At 72.7% G+C, this 25567-nt stretch carries 25 protein-coding genes, 1 tRNA gene and 3 pseudogenes; 22 read left to right on the top strand and 7 right to left on the bottom strand.

Annotation, left to right across the window (positions count from 1 at the left end; all coding sequences use genetic code 11):
* Positions 1 to 186, bottom strand: a 186-nt coding sequence (locus KV205_RS35440; protein ID WP_265869148.1) for a helix-turn-helix transcriptional regulator, incomplete at its 3' end; no start/stop codon positions are given.
* A gap of 169 nt (positions 187 to 355) precedes the next feature.
* Between KV205_RS35440 and KV205_RS35435 the strand changes: the two genes are divergently transcribed.
* Complete coding sequence (locus KV205_RS35435) at positions 356 to 997, top strand: ATP-binding protein (RefSeq protein ID WP_265869147.1); 642 nt, start codon at positions 356 to 358, stop codon at positions 995 to 997.
* Positions 998 to 1067: 70 nt separating this feature from the next.
* Positions 1068 to 2183, top strand: coding sequence for an MrcB family domain-containing protein (locus KV205_RS35430; protein WP_265869146.1), 1116 nt, complete (start codon positions 1068 to 1070; stop codon positions 2181 to 2183).
* Between the two features lie 11 nt (positions 2184 to 2194).
* Here KV205_RS35430 and KV205_RS35425 read toward each other — a convergent pair whose 3' ends face one another.
* Positions 2195 to 3193, bottom strand: coding sequence for an SEC-C domain-containing protein (locus KV205_RS35425; protein WP_265869145.1), 999 nt, complete (start codon positions 3191 to 3193; stop codon positions 2195 to 2197).
* 74 nt (positions 3194 to 3267) lie between these two features.
* On the opposite strand from KV205_RS35425, the pseudogene KV205_RS35420 reads away from it, so the two are divergent.
* Positions 3268 to 4029 (top strand): annotated as a pseudogene (locus tag KV205_RS35420) (class E sortase); the annotation flags it as partial.
* Here the strand turns inward: KV205_RS35420 and KV205_RS35415 are convergent.
* Complete coding sequence (locus tag KV205_RS35415; RefSeq protein ID WP_306806374.1) at positions 3987 to 5390, bottom strand: MFS transporter; 1404 nt, start codon at positions 5388 to 5390, stop codon at positions 3987 to 3989. The pseudogene KV205_RS35420 and the gene KV205_RS35415 overlap by 43 nt on opposite strands.
* A gap of 121 nt (positions 5391 to 5511) precedes the next feature.
* On the opposite strand from KV205_RS35415, the gene KV205_RS35410 reads away from it, so the two are divergent.
* The 4 genes from KV205_RS35410 to KV205_RS35395 all read left to right on the top strand — a co-directional run bounded on the left by KV205_RS35410 (position 5512) and on the right by KV205_RS35395 (position 8348).
* Complete coding sequence (locus tag KV205_RS35410; protein WP_265869143.1) at positions 5512 to 6039, top strand: helix-turn-helix domain-containing protein; 528 nt, start codon at positions 5512 to 5514, stop codon at positions 6037 to 6039.
* Positions 6040 to 6114: 75 nt separating this feature from the next.
* Positions 6115 to 6435, top strand: a complete 321-nt coding sequence (locus KV205_RS35405) for a DUF6412 domain-containing protein (protein WP_265869142.1) — start codon at positions 6115 to 6117, stop codon at positions 6433 to 6435.
* Between the two features lie 128 nt (positions 6436 to 6563).
* The gene (locus KV205_RS35400) at positions 6564 to 7295 is read left to right on the top strand and encodes a YidC/Oxa1 family membrane protein insertase (RefSeq protein ID WP_265869141.1); all 732 of its coding nucleotides are present in this window, start codon (positions 6564 to 6566) and stop codon (positions 7293 to 7295) included.
* Positions 7296 to 7490: 195 nt separating this feature from the next.
* The gene (locus KV205_RS35395) at positions 7491 to 8348 is read left to right on the top strand and encodes a fumarylacetoacetate hydrolase family protein (RefSeq protein ID WP_265869140.1); all 858 of its coding nucleotides are present in this window, start codon (positions 7491 to 7493) and stop codon (positions 8346 to 8348) included.
* Between the two features lie 108 nt (positions 8349 to 8456).
* On the opposite strand, the gene KV205_RS35390 is transcribed toward KV205_RS35395, so the two are convergent.
* Together KV205_RS35390 and KV205_RS35385 are read right to left on the bottom strand one after the other, a co-directional pair.
* Positions 8457 to 8942, bottom strand: a complete 486-nt coding sequence (locus tag KV205_RS35390; protein WP_265869139.1) for a heme-degrading domain-containing protein — start codon at positions 8940 to 8942, stop codon at positions 8457 to 8459.
* Positions 8939 to 10048 carry a Gfo/Idh/MocA family oxidoreductase gene (locus KV205_RS35385; protein ID WP_265869137.1) on the bottom strand — a complete coding sequence of 370 codons (1110 nt, stop codon included), beginning with the start codon at positions 10046 to 10048 and terminating at the stop codon, positions 8939 to 8941. The genes KV205_RS35390 and KV205_RS35385 overlap by 4 nt, the downstream gene beginning before the upstream one ends.
* A gap of 56 nt (positions 10049 to 10104) precedes the next feature.
* Here KV205_RS35385 and KV205_RS35380 point away from each other — a divergent pair, with 56 nt between their 5' ends.
* The 14 genes and pseudogenes from KV205_RS35380 to KV205_RS35315 all read left to right on the top strand — a co-directional run bounded on the left by KV205_RS35380 (position 10105) and on the right by KV205_RS35315 (position 23129).
* Positions 10105 to 11388: an ROK family transcriptional regulator gene (locus tag KV205_RS35380; protein ID WP_265869135.1), complete on the top strand. Its 1284-nt coding sequence runs from the start codon at positions 10105 to 10107 to the stop codon at positions 11386 to 11388.
* A gap of 258 nt (positions 11389 to 11646) precedes the next feature.
* A complete protein-coding gene (locus KV205_RS35375; protein ID WP_308404128.1) occupies positions 11647 to 12426 on the top strand; it encodes a hypothetical protein in 780 nt (259 codons plus the stop codon).
* A gap of 85 nt (positions 12427 to 12511) precedes the next feature.
* A complete protein-coding gene (locus KV205_RS35370; RefSeq protein ID WP_265869133.1) occupies positions 12512 to 13303 on the top strand; it encodes a GntR family transcriptional regulator in 792 nt (263 codons plus the stop codon).
* A 161-nt stretch (positions 13304 to 13464) separates the two neighbouring features.
* Positions 13465 to 14604 carry a TIGR03364 family FAD-dependent oxidoreductase gene (locus KV205_RS35365; RefSeq protein WP_265869132.1) on the top strand — a complete coding sequence of 380 codons (1140 nt, stop codon included), beginning with the start codon at positions 13465 to 13467 and terminating at the stop codon, positions 14602 to 14604.
* Positions 14605 to 14627: 23 nt separating this feature from the next.
* Complete coding sequence (locus tag KV205_RS35360; RefSeq protein WP_265869131.1) at positions 14628 to 15356, top strand: phosphonatase-like hydrolase; 729 nt, start codon at positions 14628 to 14630, stop codon at positions 15354 to 15356.
* On the top strand, positions 15353 to 16444 hold the full coding sequence (locus tag KV205_RS35355; RefSeq protein ID WP_265869130.1) for an ABC transporter ATP-binding protein: 1092 nt from the start codon (positions 15353 to 15355) through the stop codon (positions 16442 to 16444). Before KV205_RS35360 ends, KV205_RS35355 begins: the two co-directional genes overlap by 4 nt.
* 16 nt (positions 16445 to 16460) lie before the next feature.
* Positions 16461 to 17339, top strand: coding sequence for a 2-aminoethylphosphonate ABC transporter permease subunit (locus KV205_RS35350; RefSeq protein ID WP_265869128.1), 879 nt, complete (start codon positions 16461 to 16463; stop codon positions 17337 to 17339).
* Positions 17326 to 18123, top strand: a complete 798-nt coding sequence (locus tag KV205_RS35345; RefSeq protein WP_265869127.1) for an ABC transporter permease — start codon at positions 17326 to 17328, stop codon at positions 18121 to 18123. The genes KV205_RS35350 and KV205_RS35345 overlap by 14 nt, the downstream gene beginning before the upstream one ends.
* Before the next feature lie 33 nt (positions 18124 to 18156).
* The gene (locus tag KV205_RS35340) at positions 18157 to 19227 is read left to right on the top strand and encodes a 2-aminoethylphosphonate ABC transporter substrate-binding protein (RefSeq protein ID WP_265869126.1); all 1071 of its coding nucleotides are present in this window, start codon (positions 18157 to 18159) and stop codon (positions 19225 to 19227) included.
* 82 nt (positions 19228 to 19309) lie between these two features.
* A complete protein-coding gene (locus KV205_RS35335) occupies positions 19310 to 20473 on the top strand; it encodes a transposase (RefSeq protein ID WP_265869125.1) in 1164 nt (387 codons plus the stop codon).
* A 101-nt stretch (positions 20474 to 20574) separates the two neighbouring features.
* A pseudogene (locus KV205_RS35330) lies at positions 20575 to 20805 on the top strand (nucleotide pyrophosphatase); the annotation flags it as partial.
* A 100-nt stretch (positions 20806 to 20905) separates the two neighbouring features.
* Positions 20906 to 21685, top strand: coding sequence for an HAD-IIA family hydrolase (locus KV205_RS35325; protein WP_265869124.1), 780 nt, complete (start codon positions 20906 to 20908; stop codon positions 21683 to 21685).
* 158 nt (positions 21686 to 21843) lie between these two features.
* Positions 21844 to 22470, top strand: a complete 627-nt coding sequence (locus KV205_RS35320) for a PT domain-containing protein (protein ID WP_265869123.1) — start codon at positions 21844 to 21846, stop codon at positions 22468 to 22470.
* A gap of 14 nt (positions 22471 to 22484) precedes the next feature.
* Positions 22485 to 23129, top strand: a complete 645-nt coding sequence (locus KV205_RS35315; RefSeq protein WP_265869122.1) for a class F sortase — start codon at positions 22485 to 22487, stop codon at positions 23127 to 23129.
* Positions 23130 to 23349: 220 nt separating this feature from the next.
* Here KV205_RS35315 and KV205_RS35310 read toward each other — a convergent pair.
* Positions 23350 to 23423 (bottom strand) — tRNA-Lys (locus KV205_RS35310).
* A 183-nt stretch (positions 23424 to 23606) separates the two neighbouring features.
* Here KV205_RS35310 and KV205_RS35305 point away from each other — a divergent pair.
* Positions 23607 to 25052 carry a peptidoglycan-binding protein gene (locus KV205_RS35305; protein ID WP_265869121.1) on the top strand — a complete coding sequence of 482 codons (1446 nt, stop codon included), beginning with the start codon at positions 23607 to 23609 and terminating at the stop codon, positions 25050 to 25052.
* A gap of 156 nt (positions 25053 to 25208) precedes the next feature.
* On the opposite strand, the pseudogene KV205_RS35300 reads toward KV205_RS35305, so the two are convergent.
* Positions 25209 to 25567: pseudogene (locus KV205_RS35300) on the bottom strand (hypothetical protein); the annotation flags it as partial.

The following is a 25567-nucleotide window of genomic DNA, read 5'->3' as shown; positions in this document are numbered from 1 at the left end:
GAAGCGGCAGAGCGCGTCGACGTCAGAAGGTTGGACGCGGCCCGTACCCGTCTCCATGCGGTTGACCTTGGAGCCGCTCCAGTCGAGGGCCGCACCAACCTGGGCGCAGGTGAAGCCGCTTGTCTCGCGGAGCTTCTTCAGCTCGATCGACAGTCGGCGGCGGCGGGCGGTGGGTGAACCAGCCATCTCAGTCCCCTTCTCGCTAGCGGATGTTCAGTCTGCGCACCAGAGCGAGGACTGCCAATCGCTCGATCGTGGGAATCCCGTCGTGCACATTGCATGGCGGGATGTGCAACGCAATGCTATTGGCTCGTCGCGATCTGTCATCAAGAGGGCATCGGAGCAGGAGGCATTGGTGATCGAGGCAGGATGCATGGTGCGGCAGCCGTGGGAGCTTCCGTTCTTGGCGGAGGCGCAAGAAGTAGCCGCGCTGCGACGTATCGTGCGGCTCCACTTGAAAGCATGGGGGCTGCCACGGCAGGTGGGAGTGGCCCAGCTCTGCGTGAGTGAACTGGTCACGAACGTGATCCGGCATGTGGGGCCTGGCACGCCGACGTCGCTCCGGCTCGCCATGAACGGCACGTACCTTCGGATCGAAGTGCGCGACCCGGACTGCCGGGCGCTGCCGACAGTGATCGCCGCCGGTCCGGAGGCTGAGTCGGGGCGAGGGATGGCGCTTGTGGACGCGATGGCTGACCGCTGGGGAGTGCTGCTCGGGTCGGATCGAAAGGTGACCTGGTGTGAGATCGCCACTGATCTCACCACGCCCAATGGACACGCGGGCGGCATGCGTGTCACGCGAGCGGAGGCCATGATCTCCCTCTATGGGGCTGTCGCGTCCCCGCGAGCGGTGAACGCTAGTCGGCTCTCCGTCGCCGTGGCCAAAGACGCCGCGATCGACGTGATCGTGGACCTGCTCCACTGGATGGGCGCACATGGCTACGACGCTGATGACGTACTGGACATGGCGCAGACGAGATTCGAATCCGGCCTCTGAGTGGCACGTGATGTGACGAGGTGGGACGAATCCCGGTGTGCGCCGCGATCTCCTGATCTAGATTCCCCGCATGGGGATTCGAGACTTGCTCAGCGAGGTCGCGAGCACATACGACCGCACGGCCGGCTCCGGACGAGATGTGAAGGGGCAGCAGGTTCTGCGGAAGGTCGCGAGTCGTACCGATCTCGCGCTGCCGCTGGGCTTCAAGGCGGAGGGGCACGGAGGGCAGACGACACCGGCCGCGACTCCGTGGATTGGCGTCTTCGACCAGGACGGTCACCGCGATCCCAAGAAGGGGCTGTACCTCGCCTACATCTTCAGCGCCGATCTGAAAAACGTGACGCTGACCTTGCAGCAGGGCATTACCTGGCTGGAGGAGCGGCTGGGAAGAGGCCGAGCCCGCGAAGACCACCTCCGGCGGCACGCGGCGCGGCTTCGCCGGGCCGTGCGGAGGCAGGAACGGCAGGGCTGGATAGACGAGCCGGAACTCAGGGACCATGCGGCCCGCCCTAAGGCGTATGAGGCCGCGAGCGTGATTGCCAAGGTGTACGACACTGCCGCCCTCCCCAGCGATGTCACGCTGATGGAAGACCTTCTGATCGGCATCGAGTCCCTTCGGCGCGTGGAAGAGGCAGATCGCGTGTGGTGGGGGAGCGATGCTCCCGAAGCCTTGGAGATGTACTACGAACCGGGCAGCCACGTTGCCCAGCCGATAGTGGATCCGCTGGCCAACTTCCGGCCGAAGGACAGCAGCGCTTACGTGGCGCAAATCAAGGCTCGGCAGCAGGTTAAGCAGCGCAGCCACGAGGAGCTGATCAGAGACTTCGGTCTCTATGTATCGGAGCGCGGGTATGAGCCGATCACGCTACTTCAGCACCCGAAGGACCTTGTGCTGCGTTCACACCGTGCTACCGAGGCAGGGGGTGAGGAATGGCTGGTCGAAGCGAAGGTGGTGCGCAATGGGAATCCGACCCAGGCGGTGCGTGAGGCTGTCGGGCAACTCTACGAGTATCGCCACTTCCTCTATCTGGGGTGCCCCACGCCCTTCCTCATAGGGCTCTTCTCCGAAGCGATCGGCGCCTATGCCCCGTACCTGGAGGAGCAGGGAATCGCCTCGATTTGGCGAGACGGTTCGGGCTGGGACGGCTCCCCCAAGGCACGTGAGTGGGGCATGACGTCGGAGTAGCCGAGCGTCGGCTAGTCCGCGCCGTGGCAGTCCCCGTACGTCCGCCCCGAGCCGCACCAGCAGTCCGCCGTGCGGGCCGGGGGCCAGGGGGTGGCGCGGCCGCGGGCGGCGAGGGTGGTGGTGTATTGGGGGAGGAGGGCGGGGTTGGCGGGGGTGGAGGATTCGGAGGCGGCGAAGGCCTCGTAGGAGGGGACCGTGGCCGGGACGATGCCGAGGTTGGGGGTGCCGGAGGCGGCGAGTTCGCGGAGGGAGGCCTCGATGTCGGTGAGGTGGGCCGTGTAGGTGGGGTACTCGGCCTCCAGCTCGGGGTAGGCCGCGAGGAGCTCGTCGAGTTCCGGTTCCGGCCAGTGGAGGACGGCGACCGGGAAGGGGCGGGAGAGGGCCGTGCGATAGGAGCCCAGTTCCGAGCGGAGGCGGGTGATCTCGGCCTGGAGCTCGGCCGGGTCCGAGGAGCCGAGGGACCACAGGCGCTTCGGGTCGTGCAGCTCGTCCAGCGGGACCTCCGCCGTGTGGAGGCGGTCCGCGAGGGTGTCCCACGCGTCGTGCGGGAGGGCGAGCATCCTGCGCACCCGGTGGCGGCCCGACAACAGAGACTGCAACCCGTACGAGGCGTCCTCGCCCGGCAGCACCAGCATCCCGGCCGCCTCCGAGAAGGCCGCCTCCGCCTCCTCCAGCTCGTCGTGGGCCTCCAGCGTCTCCGCCACGATCTCCCACGGCGCCGGCTCCTCCGGGCGGGCGCGCCGGACGCCGTCGATGATCGCGCGGGCCTCGGCCTCGTGGCCGTACTCCCACAGGTTCGACGCCTTCAGCGACCTGATGAGGAGGGGGTTCCCCGGCTCGGAGGCCAGCAGGTCGTCGTACAGGGTCGTCGCCCGCTCCCGCGCGCCCGCCAGTTCCAGGTGGGCGGCGGCGCGCAGCAGCAGCGGTTCGCGGTCCTCCGGGTACTGCCCCGCGGTGCGGAGCAGACGCTCGGCTTCGGTGGTGTGGTCGGCAGGCGTGTCGGGGCGCATGTCCTCACCGTACTGCTGTACGGCCCTGGAGAGTTGGCGCTCCACCGCTTATCGTGCCCGCCGTGCGAGCGAGGATGCGCGGTCGGGTTCCTGTTGTCGTCCAGACGCCCCGCGGGCGCCGGAGGCGCGGGCCGGCCACCCACATCCTCTGGCTCTCCGCCGAAGTGCTCGTCACCTGCGGCGTTCTCGTCCTCCTGCTCGTCGTCCACCAGCTCTGGTGGACCAACCAGCAGGCCCGCGCGCAGGCCGTCCAGCAAGTCCGCAACCTTGAGCAGGAGTGGGACTCCTCACCTCCGGCCACCACGACTCCCGCCCCGATTCCCAGCCCACCCTCCGCCGCGCCCGAAGCCGCGCCCGAAGCCGCGCCCTCCGCCCCGGCGGCCACGCCGGAAGCGCCCGCCTATGCCGTCCTCCGCATCCCCCGCCTCGGCCTCACCGTTCCCGTCGCCCCCGGCGTCGGGCGCCGCGCCGTCCTCGACCGCGGCTACGTCGGGCACTACCCCGGCACCGGCGCCCCCGGGCGGCCCGGGAACTTCGCGCTCGCCGGGCACCGCAACACCCACGGCGAGCCCTTCCGGTACATCAACCGGCTCCAGCGCGGCGACACCCTCACCGTCCGCACCCGCGAGGGGACCTACACCTACCGCGTCGACCGGATCCTGCCGGTCACCTCGCCCCGCGACACCGGCGTCATCGAGCCCGTACCGCGTTCGCTCTACCACCCGGAGTACGGGTACGACCGGGCCGGCAGCTATCTCACCCTCACCACCTGCACACCCGAGTTCACCTCCACCTACCGCCTCGTCGTCTGGGCCAGGCTCGTGACCACCGCGCCCGCCAGGCCGAGCGCCGCCGAGGCGAGCAGTGCCGCGTCCGGGCCCGCTGTGGACAGCGCCAGGGAGAGGGCCACACCCGCCGAGGAGCCGATGTAGCGGGCGGTGTTGTTGGCGCCGGAACCCATCGCGGCCCGCTCCTGCGGTACGGAGTCCACGGCGAGGCGCGGCAGGGCGGCGTTCAGGAGCCCGCTGCCCACGCCCGCCACCACCAGGCCGGGCAGCAGGCGCAGGACGGAGCCGCCCTCCAGGGCGCCGTACAGCGCGAGGACTCCCGCCGTCGAGAGGACGAAGCCGAGGACGAGTTGGTACGTGGCCGAGATCCGGCCCGCGAGGCGCCGCACCTGGAGCGCGACCACGAACGCCGTGCCCGACCACAGCAGGAACAGCCACGCCGTCGTCAGCGGCGCCAAGCCCGCGCCGCCGTGCTGGAGCAGCGCCGGCAGGACGCTGAAGAAGCCGATCACGGCGAGGCCGGTGAACAGCGCGCCCGCCGTCGCCGCCCGGAACGCCGGGCGCCGGAACAGTGCCAGGTCGATCATCGGCGCCCGGACGCGCCGCTCGACGCTCACGAAGAGCGCGGTCAGGACAGCCGCGGCGAGCAGCAGCAGGCCCACCGACGGGCGCAGCCAGCCGTCCCGGCCCAGGGTCAGGGCGGTGAGCGCGGCGGCCAGGGCCAGGCCCAGGGTGAGCGCGCCCGCGAGGTCCGCCCGGCGGCCGGTCCGCGGTGCGCGCGACTCGGCCAGGGCGCGGACCCCGAACGCGGCCGCGACCAGCGTGCCCGCCGCGAGCACCCCGTACGTCAGCCGCCACGCGGCCAGGCCGCCCAGCTCGCCGAGACCGCTCAGCCCGCCCGCGAGCAGCGGCCCGAGCGCGATGCCCGCGCTCACGAACGCGCCCCACACCCCCGTCGCCCGGATCCGCGCCGCGCCGCCGGGGTGGGCGTGGGCGATCAGGCCGAGGCTCGCGGCGAGCACGGCGGCGCTCGCCGCGCCCTGCGCGATCCGGGCCAGGGTGAAGGTGAGCGTGGAGCCGGCGAGCGCGCCGAGCGCGGTGGTGACGCCGAGGGCGACGGTGCCGAGCAGGAAGACCCGGCGCCGGCCGTGGGCGTCGGCGAGGCTGCCGGCGACCAGGAGCAGGACGGCGAGGCCGAGCGGGGTGCCGTTGAGCAGCCAGGCCTGCGCGGAGGCCGGTGTCCCGAAGGCGGCGGACATCGCGGGCAGGGTCAGCATCGGCGCCGTGTAGTTCATCAGCGTGAGCGCGGTGGCGGCGCTGGTGACGGCGAGGGTCGCGCCGGGGCGGGGCGCCCCGAGCTCCCGGGTGGGTGAGGAGCTGAGGGTCGGTGCGGGGGCGGTCTTGGGCATGCCGGGGCCTCGGCTTCCGTACGCGGCGAAACACAGCTGGGTTCGTTCACTGAACCTTGCAGGCTCGCTCACCGTACCAGGCCTAGTTCAATGAATGAACCCGAGCGCTACACTCATTCCCATGGCCCTCGGCAAGGACTACGCGACCCAGCAGTGCTCCATCGCCCGCGCCCTCGAAGTGATCGGCGAGCGCTGGACCCTCCTCGTCGTGCGCGACGCCTTCTACGGCGTGCGGCGCTACAGCGACTTCCTCACCCACCTCGGCGCCCCGCGCGCCGTCCTCGCCGGCCGCCTCCAGGCCCTCGTCGAGGCCGGCGTCCTCGACAAGCGCCGCTACCAGGACTCCCCGGCGCGCTACGAGTACGTGCTCACCGAGCGCGGCATCGAACTGTGGCCCGTCCTGCGCTCCCTCGGCCGCTGGGGCCGCGACCTGCCCGGCATCGCCCCCATGCGCCACTTCCACCACGTCGACTGCGGCACCGAACTCGGCGCGTACGGCGAATGCCCGGCCTGCCGGATCCCCGTCCACCCCGCCGACATCGAGATGCGGCCCGGCGCCGGACTCGACCCGGACCCCGCCGACCCGGTCGGCCGCGCCCTCCTCGCGCCCCGCCGCCTCCTCGTACCCCTTGACGTCGATCCGGCGTGAGGCCTGATCCGGTATAACGGGAGTACGACAACCAGCCGGAAAGCAGCCGTACGGCTCAGCAAGGAGGAGGAAGGCATGGCCCGTGGGCCCCTGCTGCGCGTTCTCGCGCCGCTCCTCTTCCTCCTCGCCCTCGCCGACCTGCTCCTCTCCGACGGCGTCGGAGTCAGTGGCGGCGCCGGTGCCGGTCTCTCGGCCGCGTTCGCCGTGGCCGCCGGCGCGTTCGTCTGCGCCCTGATCGGCGGCGGCCGTACGGCCCTGCCCGTACCGCCCACCCGCGTACGCACCGCCCTGCGCGACCGCGCCCGGCGCACCGCGTTCCTGCCCCAACGCGATCCCGACGCCTCCGGGCGCCGCAGGCCCAGGGCACCCGGCCGTCCCCTCCTGACGGCCGCGTAGAGGTACTCCCAGCTACTCCCAGCTACTTCCAGCGCTCCTGGTCGAACCCCCTCGACGCGTTCCGTCCTGCCGAAAAGTCGCTTTCAAGACCTCTTTCCCGGCACGACGAGACCCCTCGGAGGGCTCCCATGTCCGTTTTCGCCAGCCTGGTCGAGCAGCTCGCCGATCTGCTCCACCCCCTCTTCGCCGGCGCCTCGACCGCCGCCGCCATCGTCGTCTTCACGATGGCCGTACGCCTCGCCGTCCACCCCTTGTCCCGCGCCGCCGCCCGCGGCCAGAAGGCCCGGGTCCGGATCGCCCCGCAACTCGCCGAGCTGCGCAAGAAGCACGCCAAGAACCCCGAGCGGCTGCAGAAGGCGGTCATGGAGCTGCACGCCAAGGAGAAGGTCTCGCCCCTGGCCGGCTGCCTGCCGAGCCTGCTCCAGGCGCCCGCCTTCTTCCTGATGTTCCACCTCTTCTCCAGCGGACGGATGGCCGGACACAGCCTGCTCGCCGCGCCGCTCGGCGGCCACTACGCCGACGCCCTCGGCAACGGCGGCGTCTTCGGCCCGGCCGGGCGCGTCTACCTCGTCCTCTTCGCGATCGTCGCCGTCGTCGCCACGTACACCTACCGCCGCACGAAGAAGCAGCAGGCGCTCAACCCGGTACAGGCGGTGCCCGCCGACCAGCCCGGCGCGGGGGCGATGGCCGCCATGACCAAGTACCTCCCGCTGCTCTCCTTCGCGACGCTGATCTCGGTCGCCGCCGTGCCGCTGGCCGCCGCGCTCTACCTCGTCACCAGCACCACCTGGACCGCCGTCGAACGCGCCTTCCTCTACCGGGACATGCCTGCGGCGGGCGCCCTCGCGCCGGCCGTCTGAGCGGGCCGGGGCGGGGAGCGGGCACGTCGGGTTACCCGTGCGTAAGGGTCCAGGGTGTGAACCGGGGCTTGCAGACTGACCCGAACTCTTGGAGGATCGACCAATCCTCCGATGGCCGCACTCCATCGGCCGGGGCACACCGAGGCCCGCCTCCCCGGGCCACCTCGACCAGAGGCTCGACCTGAGGAGAAGACCATGAAGCTGCTGCGCGTCGGCCCGGCCGGGGCCGAGCGGCCCGCCCTGCTGGACCAGGACGGGACGCTGCGCGACCTGTCCGCGCTGGTCGGCGACATCGACGGCGCCCTGCTCGGCGACGGCTCCGCGCTCGACCGGATCCGCGCCGCGCTCGGCGCGGGCGTGCTGCCCGCGCTCGACCCGGCCGGGCTGCGGATCGGCCCGCCGGTCGGCCGGATCGGCAAGGTCGTGTGCATCGGGCTGAACTACCACGGGCACGCGGCCGAGGTCGGCGCCGCGATCCCGGCGGAGCCCGTGGTCTTCCTCAAGGCCCCGGACACCGTCGTCGGCCCGGACGACACGGTGCTCGTACCCCGCGGTTCGGTGAAGACCGACTGGGAGGTCGAGCTCGCGGTGGTCATCGGCCGCACCGCCCGCTACCTGGAGACCGACGAGCAGGCCCTGGCCCACGTCGCCGGGTACGCCGTCGCCCACGACGTCTCCGAGCGCGAGTTCCAGATCGAGCGCGGCGGCACCTGGGACAAGGGCAAGAACTGCGAGACCTTCAACCCGCTCGGCCCCTGGCTGGTCACCGCCGACGAGGTGCCGGACCCGCAGGCCCTCGGCCTCAAGCTCTGGGTCAACGGCGAGCTGAAGCAGGACGGCCACACCTCCGACCAGATCTTCACGGTCGCCCAGGTGGTGCGCTACCTCAGCCACTTCATGACCCTCTACCCCGGCGACGTCATCAACACCGGCACGCCGGCCGGCGTCGCCATGGGGCAGCCCGAGCCCAAGCCGTACCTGCGCGCCGGCGACGTCGTCGAGCTGGAGGTCGAGGGCCTGGGGCGGCAGCGCCAGGAGCTCAAGGACGCGTAGCGGTACGGGGTACGAGGCGTCAGCGGTACGAGTCGGGGCACGCCGGTCGGTGTGTACGGGTCGGTGGGCGGCCCCGTCGACCCGTACGGGACGTACTCCTGCGCGCTGCTACTCCGCGCCGTACGCCGCAAGGAGCCGCTCCAGGCCGAGGACGACCAGCGCGTGGTCCTCGGCCTGCGGCAGGCCCGAGACCGTGACCGAGCCGATGACCCCGGCGCCGGTGACGGCGATCGGGAACGAGCCGCCGTGCGCGGCGTAGACGTCCGGGTCGAGCCGGGACGAGGCCTCGAAGGTCGTGCCCTTGGCGCGGAAGCGGGCGCCGACGAGGAACGAGCTCACGCCGTACCGCTCGACGACCCGCCGCTTCCGGTCGATCCAGGCGTCGTTGTCGGCGCTCGACCCGGGCAGCGCGCAGTGGAACAGCTGCTGCGCCCCGCGTCGTACGTCGATCGCGACCGGCGCGCGCCGCTCCCTCGCCAGGTCGGCCAGGATCGTGCCGAGCGTCCAGGCGTCCTCGTACGTGAAGCGGGGCAGGACAAGCGCCGCCTCCTGCGCCGTCAGCTCCTCCACGCTGGTCTTTTCCACGCTGGTCACAGCGTCACCGCCACGCCCTCGCGGGCGGACTTCCTCGCCGCCTCCAGGACGTCGAGCGCGGCCGCGGCCTCGTGGGCCGTCACCGGGTTCTCCCCGGTGCCGCGCAGGGCGGCGGCGACGGCCGCGTAGTACGCCGGGTAGGCGCCCGGCAGCGTCTCGACGGGCGTGCCACCACCGGTCAGCGGCGACTCGCCGGCCCCGAGCCGGCCCCACAGCTCCTCGGGCTCGACGCCCCACGGCGTGCCGGTGCCGGGCTCCGGCCGCAGGCCCTCGCGGAGCGCCGCCTCCTGGGGGTCGAGGCCGTACTTCACGTAACCGGCGCTCTGACCCAGGACGCGGAAGCGCGGCCCGAGCTGGGCGGTGGTCGCGCTCATCCAGAGGTGGGAGTGCACGCCGCCCGCGTGCGTGATCGCGATGAAGGTGTCGTCGTCGGTCTCGGCGCCGGGGCGGCGCACGTCGGACTCGGCGTACACGCGGACGGCCGGGCCGAACAGGACCAGGGCCTGGTCGACGACGTGGCTGCCGAGGTCGTACAGCAGCCCGCCGATCTCCTCGGGCGCGCCCGACTCGCGCCAGCCGCCCTTGAGCTGGGGTCGCCAGCGCTCGAAGCGGGACTCGAAGCGCTGCACCTCGCCGAGGGAGCCGTCGGCGAGCAGGGCCTGGAGAGTGCGGAAGTCGTTGTCCCAGCGGCGGTTCTGGAAGACGGAGAGCAGCAGCCCGCGCTCCTCGGCGAGCGCGGCGAGGGCGCGCGCCTCGGCGGCGGTGCCGGCCAGCGGCTTGTCCACGACCACCGGCAGACCGGCCCGCAGGGCGGCGGTGGCGACCGGGACGTGGGTCTTGTTGGGGGAGGCGATCACCACGAGGTCGAGCTCGGCGGCGCGGCCGAGGAGTTCCTCGGGGGAGCCCACGACCCGCACGTCCGGGTGCTCGGCGCGGGCCTGCGCGGCGCGCTCCGGGTTGCCGGTGGAGACCGTGTCGAGGACGAGGTCGGGGTCGGCGGCGATCAGCGGGGCGTGGAAGACGGAGCCGGCCAGGCCGTAGCCGACGAGGCCGACGCGGAGCGGGGTGCGCGGGGTACCGGGGGAATGCGGGGCGGAGGGGCTCATGAACACCACTTTGGCAACGCTGTTGCCAAAGTGCAAGCGCCCGGCACAATGGACACGTGAACAGGGACAAGGGGAGTGACGGCGGGGCCGGTCGCGGGCCGGGTGGCGGTGCCGGGGTCAATCTGCCGGCGCTGCGCAGCCACAACGCGGCACTCGTGCTCGACCTGCTGCGCACCGCCGGGGAGGGCGGCGTCAGCCGCCTGGAACTGGCCGAGCGCACCGGCCTCACCCCGCAGGCCGTCAGCAAGATCACCGCTCGCCTGCGCGCGGAGGGCCTGGCGGCGGAGGCGGGGCGGCGCGCGTCCACGGGCGGCAAGCCGGCCACGGTGCTGCGGCTCGTCCCCTCGGCGGCGTACGCGATCGGGCTCCACCTCGACCGCGACGAGCTGACGGCCGTCCTGCTGGACCTGGCGGGCGAACGGGTCGCGGAGCGCCGCGCGCCGCTGGACCTGGGGGCGGGCGCGGAGGCGGTTCTCGCGGTGGCGGGGGCGGCGGTCGCGGCGCTGCTGGGGGCCGAGGGCGGGTACTTGGGTGAGGGCGGCGCGGTCGGTGCCGGGCGCGGTCACGCGGCGGCGCCCGGTCGCGCCCCCGTGGCGGGGCGCCTCCCCGAGGCCGGGGCCGGGGCCGGGGCCGGGGGTGTTTCCGAGCCGGAAGGCGAGGGCTCCCGCCCCACCCGCCTCCCCCTCCTCGGCGTCGGCGTCGCCATGCCCGGCCCCCTGGACCACCGGAGCGGGCGGCCCGGGCGGGTCACCGGGTTTCCCGAGTGGGACGGGTTTCCGTTGCGGGAGGAGTTGGCGCGGTGGCTCGGATGGCCGGTCGCGCTCGACAAGGACACCAACGCCGCCGCCCTCGGCCTCGCCCTGCGCCCCGGCGCGCCCGGCTCCTTCGCCTATGTGCACCTCGGTACGGGCCTGGGCGCGGGTCTCGTCCTCGGCGGGGCCGTGCTGCGCGGCGGCCGCACCGGTGCGGGGGAGCTGGGGCACCAGACGGTTCAGCTCGACGGGCCGGCCTGCGACTGCGGGGGGCGCGGCTGTCTGGAGGTCCTGTGCCTCGCGGCCCTCGCCCGCGGCGATCTGCCCGAGGCCGCGCGGGTGCTCGGCACCGGCGCCGCCAACCTGGTCCGGCTGCTCGACATCGACCGCGTGCTCCTCGGTGGGCGCGCCGTCCTCGCCGCCCCGGCCGTCTTCGCGCACGGCACCCGCGAGCTGCTCACCGCCCTCGGCCTGCCCGCCACCGTCGAGATCGCGACGGGGACGACGACGGTCGCGGACGGAGCGGCGCAGCTGATCCTGGCGCCGGTCTTCGGGAAGCAGGACACCACCGGTACGAAAATACGCTGATCGAGCGGAATCTCCGTCCCGTCCGGCCCCCGCCGCCGCGTCGGTGCGCCACCCGCTGCCTCGCGCATGGCAGCGTCGCGGGCGATTCGTCCGTCCGCGAGCAGCAAAGGCTTCGGCATCATGCGACCGAAGAGTCCGAGGAGTACGAGGAGTCCGAGAAGTCCGAGCAGTACCGCACTCGCCCTCGCCGCCCTGGGCGCGGCGGCCGGGTTGTCGGTTGCGGCGTCCGCCGCGCCCGCCGTGTCCGCAGCACCTGCGGTGCCCACGGCTCCGACCTGCGGGGCGGCCGGGGACAAGGACTTCCCGCTGGCCACCCGGATCCACGGCGGGCCGGCGGAGTACCCGGCGGGCGGGGAGCTGCGGACCTGGAGCCTGGACCTCACCAACACCACCGCCGAACCGTGCCGTGCCGTGCACCCGGTCCTGGTGCTCACCGACCGGGACCAGGCGCTGCGGCCCGGGCAGATCCGGGCCGAGTTCTACGACGCGGAGGCGCGGCTCTGGCGGCCGGTGGCGTTCGAGAGCACCGACCGGGCCGAGAGCGTGGGCGTGTTCGCGGGCCCGGAACTGCAGGCCGGGCCGAAGAATCCGATCCCCGCCGTGCCCGCCTTCGACGGCTTCGCGGTGCCCGCGGGCCGGACCCTCACCGTGCCCGTACGGCTCGCGTTCGGCGCCGACGCCGCCCCCGACGAGGTCACGGTCAGCGCCGCCGTCGTGCAGAAGCGCGGCGAGGACGGCGACTGGGTCGGCGAGTCCGGCGCGTACCGCCTGACGATCGGCCCCGCCGAACCGGACGGCGAGGATGCGGAGGTCGCCACCCCCACCGACCCGGCCGACCCCGCGGCCCCGGCCCGCCCGACCGCCCCGGGCACCGGCTCCGGCGACCCGGGCGGCCCCGAACTCGCCCGTACCGGACAGCGCGAGTCCACCGCGAACACCGCGCGGCGCACGGCCCTGGTCCTCGCCCCGGTCGCCGCGGCCCTGCTCGCCGGCGGCGCGGCCCTGGTGCTGTTCGCCCGCCGCTCGCGGCGCTCGTAGGCACCCGCCAGGCCACCCGCCAGGCCACCTGTCAGGCCACCCTCCGTACACCTTTCCGTTCACTACGGTCTGCGACCATCACCGGATGAGCGACACGAACGACAACAGCAGAAGCGCAGGCAGCATGGGCAACTGGCCGGGTGCGCCCATCCGTTCCGGCATCCCGGAGCACGGCCGCATCCCGAAGTACTACGCGGTGAAGGCGAAGGTCGCCGAACTCGTCGACGAGCTGGGGGAGGGCGGGCTGCTGCCCACGGAGCGCGATCTCGCCGTGCGCTACGAGGTGTCGCGCGAGACCGTCCGGCAGGCCCTGCGCGAGCTGCTGCTCGAAGGACGGCTGCGGCGGCAGGGCCGCGGCACCGTCGTCGCAGGGCCGAAGCTGGAGCAGCCGCTGTCGCTCGCGAGTTACACCGAGGGCGTGCGCCGCCAGGGCCGCACCCCGGGCCGTGCGCTCATCTCGCTCGACCGCTTCCCGTGCCCGGCGGAGCTGGCGTCCCAGCTGGGGGTGGCGGCCGGCGAGCCCGTGTGGCACATGGAGCGGGTGCTGCTCGCCGACGACGAGCGGGTCGGCCTGGAGAGCACGTACGTCTCCGAGGCCCGCGCCCCGCGCCTCGACACCGATTTCGACCCCGACTCCTCCTTCTACGCCTATCTCCACGAACGGCTCGGCGTGGTCTTCGGCGACGCCGACGAGCGGATCGAGACGGTGCTCGCGACCCCGCGCGAGGCGCTGCTCATCGGCACCCCGCCCGCGCTGCCGATGCTGCTGATCCAGCGCGTGTCCCGGGACACCGACGGGCGTCCGCTCGAACGTGTCCGCACGCTGTACCGCGGCGACCGGTTCAGCTTCACCGCTCACCTGGGCCGCCAGGAATAGGTCGCCAGGAATTGCGCCAGGAATGGGCGCATTCGGTGCCGTCCGCCCAGAGCGATTGATCACGAGAAGATAACGGGTCTAGGCCAAGCTTGTCGGTCCGTTCACCGTCCCGTCGTCACCCCGCCCCGTCCGGGCCACCCGCCGCCCCGACCGTGAACGGCATGAAGGTGATAGTCGTCGGAGCCGGCGTCGTGGGAACCATGCACGCCTGGCAGGCAGTAGAACGCGGCCACGAGGTCGTCCACATCGAGCGGGAGGCCGAGGCGCGCGGCGCCTCCCTCCGCAACTTCGGCCAGATCTGGGTCAGCGGGCGCGCGGGCGGGGAGGAGCTCGACACCGCCCTGCGCGCCCGCGAGCTCTGGGAGGGCATCGGCGCCCGCGTCCCCAAGCTCGGCTTCCGGGCGATCGGTTCGCTCACCCCCGTCCGCGGCGCGCTCGAACTCGCCGTCGCCGAGGCGGCCGTGGCCCGCGCCGACGCCGCCGCCCGCGGCTACAAGCTGCTCACCCCCGAGGAGGCGCGGGCGGTCAACCCGGCGCTGCGCGGCGCCTTCGACGCCGCCCTCTGGTGCGAGCGGGACGCCGCCGTCGAGCCGCGCACCGCCCAACTCGCCCTGCGCGAGGCCCTGCTGGCCTCCGGCCGCTACACCTTCCTGCCCAACCGCGAGGTCCGTGAGGTGGTCGGGGCCGACGGCAATGGGCGCAGCTCCGTCCGCGACGACCACGGTGACACCCACACCGGCGACGCCGTCGTCCTGTGCACCGGCGCCTGGCTGTCCGGCCTGGTCCGCGAGCTGGCCGGCGACGACCTGCCGGTGCGCCGGGTCCGGCTCCAGATGATGCAGACCGACCCGCTCGGCGAGGCGCTCACCACCTCGGTCGCGGACGCCGACTCCTTCCGCTACTACCCGGCCTACGCCTCACCCGCTCTGGAGGAGCTCAACTCCCGCCAGGCGCAGGACCCGACGGCCGCCGCGCACAAGATGCAGCTGCTCATGGTGCAGCGCCTCGACGGCGGGCTGACCATCGGCGACACCCACGAGTACGAGCACCCCTTCGCCTTCGACACCGTCGAGGAGCCCTACGAACACCTCACGCGCGTGGTCGAGTCCCTGCTCGGCCGCCCGCTGCCGCGCGTGCGCCGCCGCTGGGCCGGCGTGTACGCGCAGTGCACCGACACCACCCGGGTCGTCCACCGCCAACAGGTGCGCGACGGCGTGTGGCTGGTGACCGGACCCGGCGGCCGCGGCATGACCTGCTCGCCCGCCATCGCCGAGACCACCGCGAACGAACTGGGCTGGTGAACAGCGTGAAGTACACGAAGTGCATGAAGTACACGAAGAACATCAAGAACGAGCAGCAGATGAGCCTCGTCGTCCTCGACATGGCCGGGACCACCGTCGCCGACGGCGGCCTCGTCGAGCAGGCCTTCGGCGCCGCCGCGACCCGCCTCGGCGAGGACCCGGCCACGATGATCGACTACGTCCGCGCCACCATGGGCGAGTCCAAGATCTCCGTCTTCCGCCACCTCTTCGGCGGCGACGAGCAGCGCGCGCAGCAGGCCAACCTCGCCTTCGAGGAGGCGTACGGAGAGCTGGTCGCCGACGGCCGGATCGCCCCGGTCCCCGGCGCCGCCGAGGCCATCGCCCAGCTGAAGGACCAGGGCCGGACCGTCGTCCTCACCACCGGCTTCGCACGCGTCACCCAGGACGCCATCCTCGACGCCCTCGGCTGGGCGGACGGCCTGGTCGACCTCACCCTCTGCCCGGCCGACGCCGGCGGCCGCGGCCGCCCGTACCCGGACATGGTGCTCGCCGCCCTCCTCCGTACCGGCGCCGTCGACGACGTCCGGCAGCTCGTGGTCGCCGGCGACACCTCGTACGACATGCTCAGCGGCGTCCGCTCCGGCGCCGGCATCGTGGCCGGCGTCCTCACCGGAGCCCACGACGAGGCCGCGCTCAAGGAGCACGGCGCCACCCGCGTCCTGTCCTCCGTCGCCGAACTCCCCGCCCTGATACGGGAGTACGAGGGGGAGTACGAGGAGGGCGAGGGATGAGCGCCTCCGCCCCCGCCGCCAGCGGCATCCGCTTCGACGGCGTCTCCGTCGCGTACAACGGCCACACCGTCCTCGACTCCCTCGACCTGACCGTCGAGCCCGGCGAGGTCATGGCCCTGCTCGGCCCCTCCGGCTCCGGCAAGACGACCGCCCTGCGCGCCGTCGCCGGGTTCGTCCGGCCGGCCGCCGGGCGGGTGTTCATCGGCGACCGCGACGTCACCGCGCTCCCGCCGTACCAGCGGGGCATCGGCATGGTCGTCCAGCAGTACGCCCTCTTCCCGCACATGCGGGTCGACGCCAACGTCGCCTTCGGCCTCAAGGCGCAGCGGAACCCCAAGGTCCCCAAGGCCGAGATCCCGGGCCGGGTCGCCGAGGCCCTGGAGCTGACCGGCATGGCGGCCTACGCCCAGCGCTACCCGCGCGAGCTCTCCGGCGGCCAGCAGCAGCGCGTCGCCATCGCCCGCGCCCTCGCCATCCGCCCGAACGTCCTCCTCCTCGACGAGCCGCTGTCCGCGCTCGACGCCCGGCTGCGGTCCGGGATGCTCGCCGAACTCGCCCGCCTGCACCGCGAGTTGCCCGAGGTCTCCATCCTGTACGTGACCCACGACCAGGTCGAGGCGCTCACCCTCGCCGACCGGATCGCCGTCATGGACCGGGCCCGGCTGCAGGACTGCGGCACCCCGCAGGAGCTGTACCGCAGGCCCCGCACCGAGTTCACCGCCTCCTTCGTCGGCAACGCGAATCTGCTGCCGGTGCGGGTCGGCGATGGCGGGGTCGTTCTCGACGGGGACGGGGTCACGCTCGACGTTCCCGTCGTGGACGCGGTCCCCGGCGCGTCCGCCACCCTCTGCGTCCGCCCCCACCTCGTCGGCCTCGGCCCCGGCCCCAACGCCCTGACCGGCCGCATCGCCGAGGTCCAGTGGCGCGGCGCCACCCACCGCCTGTACGTCGAGGTGGGCGCGTCCGGCCACCGGGTGAAGGCGGACGTGCGGGAGCTGCGCGAGACGCCGGCGCTCGGCGACGAGATCACGCTGCACTTCGCGCGCGAGGACGCCGTACTGCTGGCCGCGGGGGTGAACGATGGGTAGCCGGGCCACCGGACTCATGGAAGCGCAGCCTGCCGAGCGCCGCCCGGTCCCCCCGCCCCCGGCCGCGCCCGCGCGGCCGGACCGGGGGCCCGGCCGGCGGGTGCCCACCTGGCTCTGGGCCGCCCCTCCCGTACTCGCCCTCGCCGTCGTCTTCCTCTACCCCCTCGCGCTCGTCGTCAAGGAGTCCCTGGCCCCCGGCGCGTACGCCCAGGTCTTCGCCTCCGCGTCCTTCCGCGACGCGCTCGTCACCACCGTGTGGCTGGCCGCGGCGGCCACCGCCGGCTGTCTCGTCCTCGGATTCGTGCTCGCCCTCGTCATCGCCTTCGTGCCCTTCCCCGGCGGCAAGGCGGTCGCGAAGTCCTTCGACGTCTTCCTCTCCTTCCCGTCCTTCCTGATCACGCTCGCCCTGCTGTTCCTGTACGGCACGGTCGGCATGGCCAACGGGGTGTGGACCGACGTCACGGGCGCCGCCGAAGGCCCGTTCCAGTTCCTGACCACGCCGTGGGGCGTGCTGCTCGCGGAGATCACGTACTTCACGCCCTTCGTGATGCGCCCGCTGCTCGCCGCCTTCTCCCAACTCGACACAGCCCAGCTGGAGGTGGCCTCCTCGCTCGGCGCCCGCCCGCTGCGGATCGTGCGCCGGGTGATCCTGCCCGAGGCGCTGCCGGCCCTCGCGGCCGGCGGCAGCCTCGTCCTCGTCCTGTGCCTCAACGAGTTCGGCATCGTGCTCTTCACCGGCGCCAAGGGCGTCACGACCCTGCCGATGCTCGTGTACGGCAAGGCCATCCTCGAGTCCGACTACGCGGCGGCCTGCGTCGTCGCCGTCGTCAACGTCCTGATCTCCGTGGGCCTCCACGCCCTGTACCGGGTGGTGAGCCGTCGTGCTGGTGCATAGCCGTACGGGCAGGTGGGCGGCCCGGGCGCTGTTCGCGGTCCTCTTCGTGCCGCTCTTCGCCCTGCCCCTCCTCGTCATCCTCGCCGCCTCCTTCTCCACCCACTGGTCCGGCGCCTTCCCGTCCGGCCCGACCACCGCGCACTACACGGCGGCCGTCCGCGGCGAATCCCTCCAGGCGCTCACCACCAGCCTGGTCACCGCGCTCACCGCGAGCGTCCTCGCGCTCACCGCCGGCACCTGGGCGGCGCTCACCGCCGCCGCGCTGCGCAAGCGGGGCCGCCGGGTGCTCGACGCGCTGTTCGTGCTGCCGGTCGCCGTGCCCTCGGTCGTCGTCGGCCTCGCCGTCCTGGTCGCCTTCTCGCAGCCCCCGCTGCTCCTCAACGGCACCCGCTGGATCGTGATCCTCGCGCACACGGTTCTTGTCACGGCGTTCGCCTACCAGTCGGTCTCGGCCGCCATCTTGCGTCTGGACCCGATGTACGAGCAGGCGGCGGCCAGCCTGGGCGCCCGCCCCTCGTACGTCCTGCTCCGGGTGCGGCTGCCGCTCCTGCTCCCGTCGCTGAACGCGGCGGCCGGCCTCTGCTTCGCCCTGTCCATGGGCGAGTTGAGCGCCACGATGATGCTCTACCCGCCGGACTGGCTGCCGCTGCCCGTGCTCATCTTCACGGCCACCGACCGCGGTTCGCTCTTCACGGGCTCGGCCCTCGCCGTAGTCCTCATGGCGGCGACGCTCCTGGTCCTGCTCGCCGTCTCCCGTATCCGCACCAAAGCCTCGTACCGCTAGCAAACCCCTGTACCGCTAGGAGAGAACGACGTTATGCGCACTACGTCCCCGTACCTCAAGCCGCTCGCCGCCGTCACCGGCGGCCTCGTCCTCGCCGCGACCCTCACCGCCTGCGGCGGCTCCTCCTCCGCCGCCTCCGACGAGAAGGTCGTCACCGTCTACAGCGCCGACGGCCTCAAGGGCGAGGCGGGCGACGGCTGGTACGACAAGGTCTTCAAGGACTTCGAGAAGCAGACCGGCATCAAGGTCGAGTACGTCGAGGGCGGCTCCGGCGAGATGGTGCAGCGCGCCGCCCGCGAGAAGAGCAACACCCAGGCCGACGTCCTGGTCACCCTGCCGCCCTTCATCCAGCAGGCCGACTCCAAGGGCCTGCTCCAGGCCTACACCCCGCAGGGCGCCGACCAGGTCAGTGGCGGCGACAAGGCCGACGACGGCAAGTGGATCTCCGTCGTGAACAACTTCTTCGGCTTCGTCCACAACAAGAAGGAGCTGCCGGCCCCGCCGACCACCTGGGAGCAGCTGCTCGACGCGAAGTACAAGAACAAGCTGCAGTACTCCACCCCGGGCGTCGCGGGCGACGGCACCGCCGTCCTCATCAAGGCGATGCACGACTTCGGCGGCAAGGAGCCGGCGATGGAGTACCTGAAGAAGCTCCAGGCCAACAACGTCGGCCCGTCCTCCTCCACGTCCAAGCTCGCGCCCAAGGTCGACAAGGGCGAGATCCTGGTCGCCAACGGCGATGTGCAGATGAACTTCGCCCAGTCCAGGTCCATGCCGAACCTCGCCATCTGGTTCCCCGCGAAGGAGGGCGGCAAGCCGACCACCTTCGCCCTGCCGTACGCCGCCGGGCTGGTGAACAAGGCCCCGCACACGGAGAACGGCAAGAAGCTGCTCGACTTCATGCTGAGCGAGCAGGCCCAGCGCGAGGTCAGCTCCATCGGCGGCGGCTTCAGCGTCCGCAAGGACGTCAAGGCCACCGACGCCAACGCCATCGAGCTGGCGAAGCTGATGGAGGGCGTCGAGGTCTTCGAGCCGGACTGGGCCGACATCGACAAGAACCTGACGGCGTACGTCGACGGGTGGAAGTCCGCGACCGGAAGCTGATCGGCTGCGGTTGTGGAGACCCCTTCCAACGGGTCTGATGATTCGTCAGTGACCGGCATTCAGTCGTAGTAGCGTGTTCTGTGTGAAGATTGTCGCGCAGGTGAAGTTGCTGCCCGCGTCCGCGTATGACGCGGACGCGCTGGCGGCGACCCTGCGTGCCTGCAACCGGGCCGCGAACCATGCCTCGTCGGTGGCGTTCGCCAAGGACCTCAAGCGGCGGAATGTGCTGCAGGGGGAGGTGTACTTCGCCCTCAAGGCGGATTATGACCTCGGGGCCCAGCCCGCTGTGCGGGTCGTGAAGAAGGTCTGCGACGCCTACGCCACCCTGAAGGGCAACATCAAGGCCGGGAACCTCGGCAGGGAGGGTTCGAAGCGACGCCTTCGGGCGGAGTCGAAGCCGATCGCCTTCCGTGAGGACGCGGCCCAGCCGTTCGACGACCGCATCCTGACGTGGAACCTCGACGCCCGCACCGTGTCGATCTGGACCGTGGCCGGGCGGATCAAGCACATCCCCTTCGTCTGCTCCGCCCAGGCGATGAAGCTGCTGGCCTCCCGTAAGGGGGAGTCGGACCTGGTGCTGCGGGACGGCAAGTTTTTCCTGATCGCCACCGTCGACCTGCCCGAGCCCGAGGTGTTCGAGCCGGACGGCTTCCTCGGCGTGGATCTGGGCATCGTCAACATCGCTACCACCTCGGACGGCGAGATCATGGCCGGCCGCCGGCTCAACCGCTACCGGCGGCGGCACCGTGACCTGCGGCAGAAGCTGCAGAAGAAGCGCACCAAGTCCGCGAAGCGGGCCCTGAAGCGCCTCCGGCGCCGTGAGGCACGGCACGCCGCGAACACCAACCACGTCATCGCCAAACAGCTCGTCGCCACCGCTGAACGCACCTCGCGCGGGATCGCCCTGGAAGACCTCTCGGGCATCCGGCAGAGGGTCACGGCCAAGAAGGACCAGCGGGCACGACTGCACTCCTGGGCGTTCGCCCAGCTTGGCGCCTTCGTCGAGTACAAGGCACGCAGGGCGGGGGTGCCCGTGGTCTTCGTCGACCCGCGCAACACCTCCCGGCAGTGCTCGGAGTGCAAGCACACCCATCGCACGAACAGGGTGACCCAGGCACGGTTCGTCTGCCGGTCCTGCGGGGCCGTCCTGCACGCGGACCACAACGGCTCCCGCAACATCGCCCACCGGGGCGAGGCTGTGTGGAAGCGGGGCGCAGTCAACCGCCCCAGAACCAGCCCACGCTGATTCCGGACGCAGGGGAACCACGCGGCAGCCAGCCGCGCTCCACCTGCAATCACGGCCCCGCACGACCGAGCCGACGAGCCCGGTCCTCCAGGGCCGAGAAGTTGACCACCCTCTACCGTCAGGAGGGCGCCCAGACCGCCCAGATCCTCGCGAGCTTCAACGGCGGCACCCCGACGGCCGTGAAGTCCTACACCGCCGACGTCCTCTCCAAGCCCCAGTCCGTCACGGTCCCGGTCCCCGCCGGCGCCTCGAACGTCAGCTTCCGCTTCCGCTACACCGGCTCCAACAACTGGTACTGGGTGATCGACGGGGTCAACATCACCACTTCCTGACCTAGGCTTGGGGGCGTCGCCACAGCGTCGTCGCGTCGCCCCCAGCACCGTTCGTCAGTACTCGTTACTCGTTCCTCACGACGGCAGGAGTCCCGCACCCATGGCAGAGCGCAAGCCGATCGAATCCTGGCTCACCGACATGGACGGCGTCCTCATCCACGAGGGCGTGCCGATCCCCGGAGCCGACGCGTTCATCACGAAGCTGCGCGACACCGGGAAGCCGTTCCTCGTCCTCACCAACAACTCCATCTACACCGCCCGCGATCTGCACGCCCGCCTCGCGCGCATGGGCCTCCAGGTCCCGGTCGAGAACATCTGGACCTCGGCGCTCGCCACCGCCAAGTTCCTCGACGACCAGCGCCCCGGCGGCACCGCGTACGTCATCGGCGAGGCCGGCCTCACCACCGCCCTGCACGACATCGGCTACGTCCTCACCGACCACGACCCGGACTACGTGGTGCTCGGCGAGACCCGTACGTACTCCTTCGAGGCCATGACCAAGGCCGTCCGCCTGATCAACGCCGGCGCCCGCTTCATCTGCACCAACCCGGACGAGACCGGCCCGTCCCTCGAAGGCCCGCTGCCCGCCACCGGCTCGGTCGCCGCGCTGATCACCAAGGCGACGGGCAAGGAGCCGTACTTCGCGGGCAAGCCCAACCCGCTGATGATGCGCACCGGCCTCAACGCGATCGGCGCGCACTCCGAGACCAGCGCGATGATCGGCGACCGGATGGACACCGACATCCTGGCCGGTCTGGAGGCGGGCATGCAGACCTTCCTGGTGCTGACCGGACTGACGACGGAGGCCGAGGTCGACCGCTACCCGTTCCGCCCGTCGAAGATCGTGAAGTCGATCGCGGACCTCGTCGAGCGCGTCTGAGTCCTCGCAGGTGGGGGCCGGGACAAACCCCCTGACCGGCCTCCTGCGGATGCGATCAGGCCCGAACCGGGTGACCCTGCCAGTACCAGGAGGTCACCATGCGTTCAGGTCCCATCGCTCTCCGTGCCGCAGCTGTCGCGGTAGCCGCAGGGTCGGCCGTGGCTCTGGTGCTCGCGCCGCCCGTCGCGGGCACCGTGCTCGCCCACGACGGCGTGCGGGCCACCGTCACCCCGGCCACCGCCGCGCCCGGCGCCGACGTCGACGTGCGCGTCACGGGGTGCAAGGGCACCACCGGCGCGGCCAAGTCCCAGGCCTTCGTCGCCGACGCCGAGCTCACCGGCCGGGACGGCGGGAAGAACGCGCTGTTCGGGGACACCAGCCTGAAGTCGGGACTCGAGGACGGTACGTACAAGGTCACCGTGACCTGCGACGGCCACGACCACGCCGACGTCGGCAGCGTCCAGGTCCGCCGCCACCAGGAGCCGACCCACCGGCCCACCCACGAGCCCACGCACCAGCCGACCCATCAGCCGACCCATCAGCCGACGCATCAGCCCACCCACCACGCGTCCCCGGTCGCCCCGGTCCGCGCGGGCGGCGGCGGCGCGGCGGCCGCCTTCGCCGCGCCCGCGGCCCCCGGCGTCGCCCAGACGGCCGACGAGGCCGGGCTCGGCACCCCGTACACCCTCCTGGGCCTGGGCATGGCCGCCCTCGCGGCCGTCGCCGTCGCCCTCCGCAGCGCCGCCCGCCGCCGCGGCGGCGGCGCGGGCCAGAGCACGGACTGACCGGGACCGGCCGGGTGTCCTCCGGGCGCGCGCTGACCGGCACGGCCTGGGCCGTGCTCGTGCTCGGCCTCTGGGTCTGGGGGAGGGACGCGGCCGAGGGACCGGCGTACGGCTCGGCGCCGACCACCGGCGACATCGCCGCCGTCGGCCGCCCGCCCGGCGTACCGCTGCCCCCGGACCACGCCCCGCTCGACCCGGTCGAGCCGCGCCGCGTGGAGATCCCCTCGGTGGGGATCTCCGCCCCGGTCGTCGCCCGCGGCCTGGACGCGGACGGCGCGATCGACCCGCCGCCGTTCGAGATGCCGCACACCGTCGGCTGGTACGGCTCCGGCACCCGCCCCGGCGCCCCCGGCGCCGCCCTCCTGGTCGGCCACGTCGACACCGAGACCCGCCCCGCCGTCTTCTACGGCCTGAGCGCGGCGCGCCCCGGCGCGACGGTGACCGTGACCCGTTCGGACGGAAGCACCGCGGAATTCACGATCGACGAGGTCGAGGTGGTGCCCAGGGACGGTTTCGACGCCCGTAAGGCCTACGGCCCGCACCGCTCGGGGCGGGCCGAGCTGCGCCTGATCACCTGCGGCGGCAGCTTCGACCGGGCGGCGGGAGCGTACACGGCGAACGTGGTGGTGTCGGCGTATCTGACCGGCACGAAGAGGTAGGACCGGGGGCCGGCCGGCGGGGCGGTGAGCGCCGGCCGCCGGCCGGTCCGGTCCTCGACCGCGGGCTCGCGGGCCGCGGGAGGAGCCCGGAGCCGTCGCGGGAGGTCGGGATCCGCCCACTGTAGAGGAACCGGGTAACGGGAAGCCGGAAACGGGGAACCGGAAACGGGAAGACGACCGAGGCCCTTCACCATTCGGTGAAGGGCCTCGGCCTTTCGCGTGCGCCGCCAGGGACTCGAACCCCGGACCCGCTGATTAAGAGTCAGCTGCTCTAACCAACTGAGCTAGCGGCGCCTGCTGACAGAGATAACTCTACAGGACCTCTGACCGTGCTCTTGACCATTTACGGTCCCGCCCGGCCTGTCGGATGGTCGTATTGGGCCTTCGATCCGTCAAAATGCGATTTGTCCAGACAGTTGAGACGATGGCGCCCGTGCAAGAGCGCGAAAAGATCTTGACGAGTGTGGAGGGGAACGCATGAGCGTGCCGGTCTTCGAAGAAATCGAGCCCGCGGCCGACTGCGGCTGCCCGGGCTGCGCCCAGCGGCGGCGCGACCTCGCGCTGGGACTTCCGGTACGGGCCGGGGGCCACCCGGCGGCGCACGGCGCACGCCGCGCGCTCGTCCTGGTGACGGCGGCGGGCGTGGTGTTCGGCGGGGGTACGGGCGGGGCGGCGGCGCTGCCGGCGGACCCGGCGACGGACGTGGCCGCTGCGGACGCGGCCACGGGCGCGGGCGCGGTGACGGGTACGGGAGTGGTGACGGGTACGGGAGTGGCGGCGACCGACGGGGCCGCCGCCATCGAGTCCGCCGCCGTTGTCGACCCCGGCCCGGACACCCCGCAGGGCGGCCGGGGCCCGCTGCACGGCGCGGCCGGCCCGGGCTCGGCGCCGTCCCCGTACGCGAGCCCGACGACCAGTCAGATCTCGGCCCAGACCCTGCGGAAGACGACGCGGGCCGACATCATCAACCGCGCGAAGAAGTGGGTCACGGCGGCCGTCCCGTACTCCATGGAGAAGTACTGGAGCGACGGCTACCGCCAGGACTGCTCCGGCTACATCTCGATGGCGTGGAACCTCGCCTCCAACGAGTGGACAGGCAGCCTCGACCGCTTCGCCGACCGCATCGCCCGGGCCGACCTGCAGCCCGGCGACATCCTGCTGTTCCACAACCCGGCCAACCCGACGCGCGGCTCGCACGTGACGATCTTCGGCGGCTGGACCGACTACACCCACACCTCCTACATCGCGTACGAGCAGACCCCGCCGCGCGCGCGGAAGCAGGCGACGCCGCTCGCGTACTGGGAGAACTCCGACAAGTACGTCGCCTACCGCTACAAGGCCGTGATCAGCGGCGACAGCGGAAGCGCGGGCGCGGGTGCGGGTGCGACGACCGGGACGGCGTTCCCGGGGGCGGGGAAGTTCGGGCCGGGCGCGAACAACGCGTACGTGACCCAGCTCGGCAAGCTGCTCGTCGCGCGCGGCGGCAAGCCGTACTACTCCCAGGGCCCCGGCCCGCGCTGGGGCGAGGCCGACCGCCGCGCCACCCAGGCCTTCCAGCTCGCGCAGGGCTGGAAGGGCGCGGAGGCGGACGGCATCCCGGGCCCGGACACCTGGGCGCTGCTGGTGTCGGGCAAGGGCAGGAACATCGGCGGTTCGAGTGGTTCGAGCGGGTCGAGCGCATCTGCGAACGGGTTCCCCGGGCGTGGCTACTTCCGTCCGGGGCAATCCAACGCATATGTGGAGAAGCTGGGCAAACAACTGGTGAAGCGGGGCTACGGCAAGCACTACGTGTCGGGCCCCGGTCCGCGGTGGACGGAGGCGGACCGCCGCAACGTCGAGGCCTTCCAGCGGGCCCAGGGCTGGCGCGGCGCGGCGGCCGACGGCTACCCGGGCCCGGAGACCTGGCGGCGCCTTTTCCGATGACCCCGAGAACATGAGGTGGACCGAATGACGGCATCGACCCCGACCCCGCCGGACAACGGCCCGGCCGCCACCCGCGACGCGGCCCGCACGGCCCGCCGCCTGACCGACGGCCGCCTCCGCCCCGCCGGCCCACCCCCGACCCCGCCTGGCGGACCGTCAGTGGCGGGTGGGGCGGGGCCGGTCGCGGGGGAGGTGCCGCTGGCGTCGTCGGCCGGCGGCGGGGGCGGTGCCGGGGGCGCCGTCGGCGGCCCGGCTGTGGCCGGCGTCGGTGCGTCGTCCACGGCGGCGCAGGCGGGCGGCCGGGCGGGCGGTGGTGATGCGCTGTCCGGTGCGCCGGAGGGCGGCGGGTTTACGGGCTCCGCCGCGCAGCCCGGCGTGTCCGGTGGCGGGGCGCCGTCCACGGCGGCGCAGGCGGGCGGCCGGGCGGGCGGTGGTGACGCGCTGTCCGGTGCGCCGGAGGGCGGCGGGTTTACGGGCTCCGCCGCGCAGCCCGGCGTGTCCGGTGGCGGGGCGCC

This window comes from Streptomyces sp. SKN60 (assembly GCF_026236535.1).
Classification (GTDB): Bacteria; Actinomycetota; Actinomycetes; order Streptomycetales; family Streptomycetaceae; genus Streptomyces.
Note: the sequence above shows the minus strand (reverse complement) of the source record. Positions and strands in the feature narration are given on the sequence as shown.